We start from the raw sequence: 6,697 nt of genomic DNA on the forward strand, positions 1-6,697 counted from the left end.
GATGATCCGAAGGGCGTTTCGTGGGCTGATTTTTTGTCCATCACCGCAAATTGGAACCTGTCGTGATGGATGGACATGCGACGGGCGGACGCCTATTGAGGCGCCATGTCTTCCATCGGATCCCCCCAGAGCGTGAGGCTCGGCATAGATTTCGGCACGACCAACACCGTTGTGGTCCTGCTGGACGAAAATGGGCAGCCCCATCCGGCGCGCTTTTCCTTTCCCCATCACGAAGCCACGGAAACCTGCCGTTCCCTGCTGTGCCTGTGGCACGAGGAAATGCGGGCAGGGCGCGCCAGCCTGCAGGAGGCCATTGGCGCCGCGGCCATCGACGCCTATCTGGAGGATCCGGCGGAAAGCCGCCTGATCATGTCCATGAAATCCTATCTGGCGCAGGCCTCCTTCCGCCAGACGCGCCTGCTTGGCCGTATCATGACGCTGGAGATGCTGATCGCGCGTTTCCTCGCCTGCCTGATGCACACGATCGGGATCGATCCCGCCCATGTCACCGCCACGGTCGGCCGCCCCGTGCATTTCGCGGGGGAGGGGGTGGATGACGCCTTTGGCGAACAGCGCCTGCGCGACAGTTTCCGCGCGGCGGGGTTCCACCATGTCGATGTCGCCCTTGAACCCGAAGCCGCCGGATGGCGCTTCGCCCATCGCCTGGGCACGCCGGCCACCGTGCTGGTGGGGGACTTCGGCGGCGGCACCAGTGACTTTTCCATCCTGCGCTTCGACCCCGATGCACCACAGCGGGCAACGCCACTGGGATATGCCGGCGTCGGCATCGCGGGCGACCAGTTCGATTACCGCATCATCGACAATGTCGTGGCACCGGAACTTGGCCGACATGCCACCTATCGCGTGATGGGGGGCGCACCACTGCCTGTTCCGGCGGAATGGTATGCAAGCCTCGGGCGCTGGCACCGACTGGCGCTGATGCGCACGCCACAGACCCTGCGCGATATCGCGGACGTGGCCCGCACGGCGTCCGAACCCGAAAAGCTGCACGCCCTTAAAAACCTGATCGACGATCAGCAGGGACAGGCGCTCTATCGTGCCGTGGGCGCGGCAAAGCGGGACCTGTCACGAACCGACCGCACGGTTTTGCGGTACGATCACCGCGACCTGCATATCCACCGCGAAATCACGCGCGCCGATTTCGAAAGCTGGATCGCCCCGGACCTGCATCGCTTTGATGAAGCCGTGCAGACTGCCCTTGATCGCGCCAACCTGCCCGCCACCGCGATCGACCGCGTCTTCCTGACGGGTGGGACCTCTTTCGTGCCTGCGGTACGTGACCTGTTCACCCGGCGATTTGGCGCGGAACGGGTCGATATGGGTGGGGAGTTCGTCTCCGTCGCGGAAGGGCTGGCGCTAATGAATGAACAGGCGGCCAGCCCCATGCGTCAGTGAGCCATGTTATTATGGCACCTTATCATATTCATGTGCCCACGATCGGGCTGATAATCCCGTAATCAGCCCGCGTGCCCGTCATAGGTCAGGCGATAGACCGCCCCGGCAAGGTCGTCACTGATCAGCACGCTCCCATCAGGCAGGGGCTGGACATCGGCGGGGCGTCCCCATGGGGTCTGGTCATGCTGGAACCCGTCCACCAGCGTGGAAACCGGGCCGGCGCTGCCATCCGTGCCGACATGGACGGCCACCACCCTGTAGCCAGACAGGCGGGAGCGGTTCCATGACCCGTGTTCCGCAATCAGCAGGTCGCCACGATATGTCGCGGGGAACATCGTCCCCTCATAAAACCGCAGCCCAAGGGCCGCCACATGCGCGCCAAGTTTCACGATAGGCGGCGTAAACCCGCTGCACGGATGCCCCTTGCCATAGACGGGATCCGCGATGTCGCCCTGATGGCAGTAGGGATAGCCGAACGACTGTCCGACCCGATCGACACGGTTCAGTTCATCCGAAGGAATGTCGTCGCCCATCATGTCACGGCCGTTATCGGTGAACCACAACGTCCCCGTGCCGGGCTGCCATGTGAAGCCTACGGTGTTGCGGATGCCGTACGCCACGTCCTCGCGCCCCGTGCCGTCGGGATTCATGCGGATCAGTCGCCCGAACTCATGCCCGACATCACAGATGTTGCAGGGTGCGCCAATCGGGACATACAGCTTCCCATCAGGTCCGAACGCAATGAATTTCCACGAATGATCCCCCGCGCGATAGGGCAGGTTGTCCGCAACCGTTTCCAGTGCGGGCGGATGGTCCAGCCGGTCCTCGATCCCCCGCAGGACGACAATCCGGCGTGTGTCGGAAATATACAGGTCCCCCTGGTGAAAGGCGACGCCAACAGGCAGGTTCAGCCCATGCGCCACCACATGCACCTGCGGCGCATGTCCATCCTGCCCGCCCGTCAGGGCATAGACCCTGCCCGCCCCCATGGACCCGAGGAAAACCGTCCCCCTGTCGCCAAGTGCGATTTCGCGCGCGCCGGGAACATGATCGGCATAGGTGGCGATATGGAACCCGTCGGGGACCTGCAGGGTGGCAGGCTGCGGTGCGGCCTGCGCGGCCACGGACCAGCAGGACGCCCCCATGAGCATGGCGAGCGCTGCGCCAGTACGGGCCAGGATGCGAAATGACATGATCGGGTCCTTGCATGAGGGGATCGGGAGGGAGAAACAAATGTAGGGGCGTGGCCTTCTGCAAGGCACCCGGAAAATGCATACTCTGCCGCAGACATGAACACCATGGAGCAAACGTGACATCCCTGTTTGAGCCCCTGGCGCCCCGCCCGCTTGCCGAAGCCCTGCGTCCGGAACGGATCGAGGACGTCATCGGCCAGAAGCACCTGCTGGCCCCCGACCGGCCAATCGGGCGCATGGTGGCGTCGGGACGCCTGTCCTCCATGATCTTCTGGGGGCCACCGGGAACCGGGAAAACCACGCTGGCGCGGATCCTCGCCGCAAGTTCGGGCATGGCGTTCGAGCAGATTTCCGCCGTCATGTCCGGCCTGCCCGAACTGAAGAAGGTACTCGCCAGGGCACAGGCGAACCGGCAGCAGGGACAGTCAAGGGGCATGGTCCTGTTCGTCGATGAAATCCATCGCTGGAACAGGGCGCAGCAGGATGCGCTCCTGCCCTATGTGGAGGACGGGAGCGTCGTCCTGATCGGTGCGACCACCGAAAATCCTTCCTTTGAACTGAACCGCGCCCTTGCCAGCAGGGCGCAGGTCATGGTGCTGGAACGGCTGGATACGCACGACCTGTCGGTCCTGCTTGAACGTGCACAGGCGCATCTGGGCCGGGTGCTTCCACTCGATGCGCAGGCACGCACCGAACTGCTGAACATGGCGGATGGGGACGGGCGCTACCTGCTGGTGATGGTCTAGGCGCTGTCGGACCTTGGCACCGATACGCCCGTCACGTCGGCGCAACTCCATACCCTTGTCCAGCGCAAGGTGCATGCGGGTGACAAGGGATCGGACATCCATCACGCCCTGCTGTCCGCATTCCAGAAATCAATCCGCGGGTCGGATGTGCAGGCCGCGCTCTACTGGCTGGCGCGACTGCTCAAAAGCGGCGAGCCACCGCGCGCGATCCTGCGTCGCCTGATGGTCATGGCGACGGAGGAAGTCGGTCTTGCCGATCCACGCGCCATCGAACAGGCCGCCGCCTGTGCCGCGGTGTTTGAACGGGTCGGGGAGCCGGAAGGTCTGCCGGCACTGGCGCAGTGCGTGGGCTATCTCGCAACAGCGATCAAGTCGAACGCGATCTACAAGGCGTTCTATGCCGCCATGGACCTTGCGGAGACGCAGGGGTCGCTCATGCCGCCCAAGCACCTGATCAATGCGCCAACGGCGCTGATGAAGGCGCAGGGATTCAAGGATGGATACCGCTACGACCATGATTTCCCGCATGCGTTCAGCGGCCAGCAGTTCTTCCCCGATGCGCTGAGCGGTCCCGACAGGCCGGAACTCTACCGCCCCAACGAAAGGGGATATGAACGCGACCTCCTCAAGCGTCTGGCATGGTGGGACCAGCGTCGGGAGACGTAGGGACACAGGCTCTATTCATAAAAATCAAAAGTTTCTTGGGTGCCGCCTCTTTAAAAGGCGGCGTTCTTCTGGTTTCCGTGCCATCCCGTCAGTCCGCATCCTGCGCTGGAAACCGTCCGGCAAACGCCACTTCGGCAAGGGGACGACGCGATGAGGGGACGTTCCGCCCGCGCAGTTTTTCAGGCAGGACGTCCGCATCGCCGGGCCGACCGATGATGATGGCGGCATCAAGGGCATAATCTTCGGGGAGTTCAAGTCCGGCGCGGGCAAGGTCGTGGTCAAAGCCACTGATGGGATGGGCCGCCCATCCCGCCCTGTTCAGTTGCAACTGCACCAGCACGGCCGCAGCACCGGTATCGAAGGCATGGGTGGGGGCAGGGACAGGCTCCGCCTGACCGATATCCATGACCGTATGGGAGGCGACATATACCACGGCAGAGGCATTTTGCGCCCATGAATGGTTGAACGGGATCAGCCATGACAGGAACCGTTCCCAGTCCGCCGTGTCGCGCCGGGCATAGATGAAGCGCCATGGCTGCGAATTATAGGCCGAAGGCGCCCAGCGTCCGGCATCAAGGAAGGACAGGAGTTCCGCATCCCCGATCGGGGCGGGGGTAAAGGCGTAAGGCGACCAGCGATCAAGGATCAGGCGATCGACGGAAGTTTCGGAATGGCGCGCGGGGGCTTTGGTCATGGTGGGTTATACCTGCCGTCAGTTATCACAAAATAGGCCGAAAAGGACGCCACATCCCTGCAAAGGATGCCATATGCGCATGAAGTGCGGATGTGGGGGAAGCAGTCCTGCATTCCCTGCCGGTCTTCAAATATGCCATGACAGGAACATGATTGCATAATGAAGCCGATTGAAAAATCCTTTTCAAATTACTAAAATTTTTCGCGATATATGACCTGCCTGAACTGGAATTCCCCCTGACATGAAACATGCGCCAGAAAAAATATGCCTCGCCGAACTGACGGCGGAGGAGGCACGTACCGCACTTGCGGCCAATCCGGTCATCATCCTGCCACTGGGCAGCCATGAGGATCAGGGCCTCCATTCCCCCATGGGCGACTATCTGTGCGCGGACGCGATTGCGCGCCGCGTGGCGCAGGCGGCGCGTGCGCGCGGGATCGGGGCCTATGTCGCCCCGGTCCTGCCTTATGGCGGGGCGGATTATTTCGGCAGCGTGATCGGGGGCATCGCCCTGGAACAGGCAACATTGCGTGCGGTCCTGACGGATATGATGTCCTGCCTGCTGCGGCACGGACTGACCCGCATCATCGTCTTCAACGGGCATGGCGGCAATGCGCAGGCAGTCCATGATGTCACACTGTCCCTGCGGCACAGGCAGGGGGTGGTAATCCCATGCGTCTATCTGTGGAGCATTGCCTCGGCCATGCTTGCTGACGTGATGGGGGATGCGGATGCGGCACAGCGGTCCGCCGGGCATGGTGGCAATCCGCTTTCCAGCGTCGCCATGGCCCTCTTTCCCGATCTGGTGCGCCCCGACCTGCGTCCCGCCCCCGCCAGCGCCCATGAATTCATGGGGCTGCCGGTCAACGGGTTCGCCACGGCGCAGTTCGAGGGGGCCAGCATCAACTTTCCCCTCGAAATTGATGAAATCGCCACCAAAGGGGTTGCCCAGGCAGACCCGCGCCTGTGTTCGGCCACCACGGGGCAGGCGCTTGTGGAGCGCCTGACCACCCTTGGCGCTGACCTTGTGGCGCATCTTGTAAAGGAAAACTGGTAGATCCGGCCTGTTGTTCGTATTTTCCTGGGTACGAACGGAACGGTAAAAAAAGCTTCACCAAAGACTTCTTTTACGATTTTCAGGGCTATGTGCTGTCCGGATCGTCGAGCAGGTCAAGCATTTCCTCAGGGGGCGGTTCATGCATGATGAAGTCGAAACATGCATGCAGTTCACGCCGCACCCAGTGGAACAGGGACAGGTTTTCCGTCTGCACATAGAGGGAAAATTTCATGACATCCATTCTTCCCTCCCTTGATCCATCGCCCATACAGCGCATGGTCCGTCAAAAGGTTTCATGCAGGCGACACGCATGGCAGGGACGCTATTTCTTCCTGCGTCGCTGCCCGCTGGCGTCGATCACGCCCCCCGCCAGCATGTGGGCGGTATGGACAAGGGCGAAATGGCTGAAGGCCTGTGGAAAATTCCCAAGCTGCCGCCGGGCGACCGGGTCATATTCCTCGGCAAACAGGCCAAGGTCGTTTCCATAGGACAGCAGTCGTTCAAACAGGACGCGGGCCTCCTCCACGCGATGCGACATGATATAGGCATCACACAGCCAGAAACTGCAGGCGAGGAATGCGCCTTCGCGCCCCTCCAGACCATCGGCGGCAACCCCTTCGGGCAGGTAGCGATAGACCACGTTGTCGTGCAGCAGTTCCTTTTCGATCCGTGCGATCGTGCCCTGCACGCGCGGGTCATCGGCAGGCAGGAACCCCAGCAGCGGAATCTGCAGGAGGGAGGCATCGACACGATCCGCGCCATAATACTGCATGAAGCTGTTGCTGGCCGCATCGAAGCCTTTTTCACAGACTTCGGCATGGATTTCCTTCTGTGGTTGCCGTCCGTTATGCAAGAGTTTTCTGACCCATATTGACGTGTGATCGTGTGCGGTCTTCTGTAAGGCCTGTTGATGTGGCCTTTCAGA

The 6,697-nt window shown here is 61.9% G+C and carries 8 protein-coding genes; 4 read left to right on the plus strand and 4 right to left on the minus strand.

Features of this window, described 5'->3' with window-relative positions; genetic code table 11:
* Positions 1 to 105: 105 nt before the first annotated feature.
* Positions 106 to 1,416, plus strand: coding sequence for an Hsp70 family protein (locus tag CFR72_RS09240; RefSeq protein ID WP_110913682.1), 1,311 nt, complete (start codon positions 106 to 108; stop codon positions 1,414 to 1,416).
* 62 nt (positions 1,417 to 1,478) lie between these two features.
* On the opposite strand, the gene CFR72_RS09245 is transcribed toward CFR72_RS09240, so the two are convergent.
* Positions 1,479 to 2,567, minus strand: a complete 1,089-nt coding sequence (locus tag CFR72_RS09245; protein ID WP_408869966.1) for a PQQ-dependent sugar dehydrogenase — start codon at positions 2,565 to 2,567, stop codon at positions 1,479 to 1,481.
* A gap of 158 nt (positions 2,568 to 2,725) precedes the next feature.
* Here CFR72_RS09245 and CFR72_RS18365 point away from each other — a divergent pair, with 158 nt between their 5' ends.
* Together CFR72_RS18365 and CFR72_RS18370 are read left to right on the plus strand one after the other, a co-directional pair.
* Positions 2,726 to 3,355: an AAA family ATPase gene (locus CFR72_RS18365; RefSeq protein ID WP_341865261.1), complete on the plus strand. Its 630-nt coding sequence runs from the start codon at positions 2,726 to 2,728 to the stop codon at positions 3,353 to 3,355.
* Between the two features lie 69 nt (positions 3,356 to 3,424).
* Positions 3,425 to 4,021 (plus strand): AAA family ATPase, encoded by a 597-nt coding sequence (locus CFR72_RS18370; RefSeq protein ID WP_341865262.1) that lies wholly within the window; start codon positions 3,425 to 3,427, stop codon positions 4,019 to 4,021.
* A gap of 88 nt (positions 4,022 to 4,109) precedes the next feature.
* Here CFR72_RS18370 and CFR72_RS09255 read toward each other — a convergent pair whose 3' ends face one another.
* A complete protein-coding gene (locus CFR72_RS09255; protein WP_110913684.1) occupies positions 4,110 to 4,715 on the minus strand; it encodes a nitroreductase family protein in 606 nt (201 codons plus the stop codon).
* 241 nt (positions 4,716 to 4,956) lie between these two features.
* Between CFR72_RS09255 and CFR72_RS09260 the strand changes: the two genes are divergently transcribed.
* On the plus strand, positions 4,957 to 5,772 hold the full coding sequence (locus CFR72_RS09260; protein WP_110913685.1) for a creatininase family protein: 816 nt from the start codon (positions 4,957 to 4,959) through the stop codon (positions 5,770 to 5,772).
* 85 nt (positions 5,773 to 5,857) lie between these two features.
* Here CFR72_RS09260 and CFR72_RS17535 read toward each other — a convergent pair whose 3' ends face one another.
* The gene (locus CFR72_RS17535; protein WP_167400343.1) at positions 5,858 to 6,004 is read right to left on the minus strand and encodes a hypothetical protein; all 147 of its coding nucleotides are present in this window, start codon (positions 6,002 to 6,004) and stop codon (positions 5,858 to 5,860) included.
* Between the two features lie 90 nt (positions 6,005 to 6,094).
* Positions 6,095 to 6,697 (minus strand): glycoside hydrolase family 15 protein (locus CFR72_RS09265; RefSeq protein WP_244182237.1); only part of this gene is annotated, 603 nt, incomplete at its 5' end.

It is taken from the genome of Gluconacetobacter entanii (genome assembly GCF_003206495.1).
In the GTDB taxonomy this organism is placed as follows: Bacteria; Pseudomonadota; Alphaproteobacteria; order Acetobacterales; family Acetobacteraceae; genus Novacetimonas; species Novacetimonas entanii.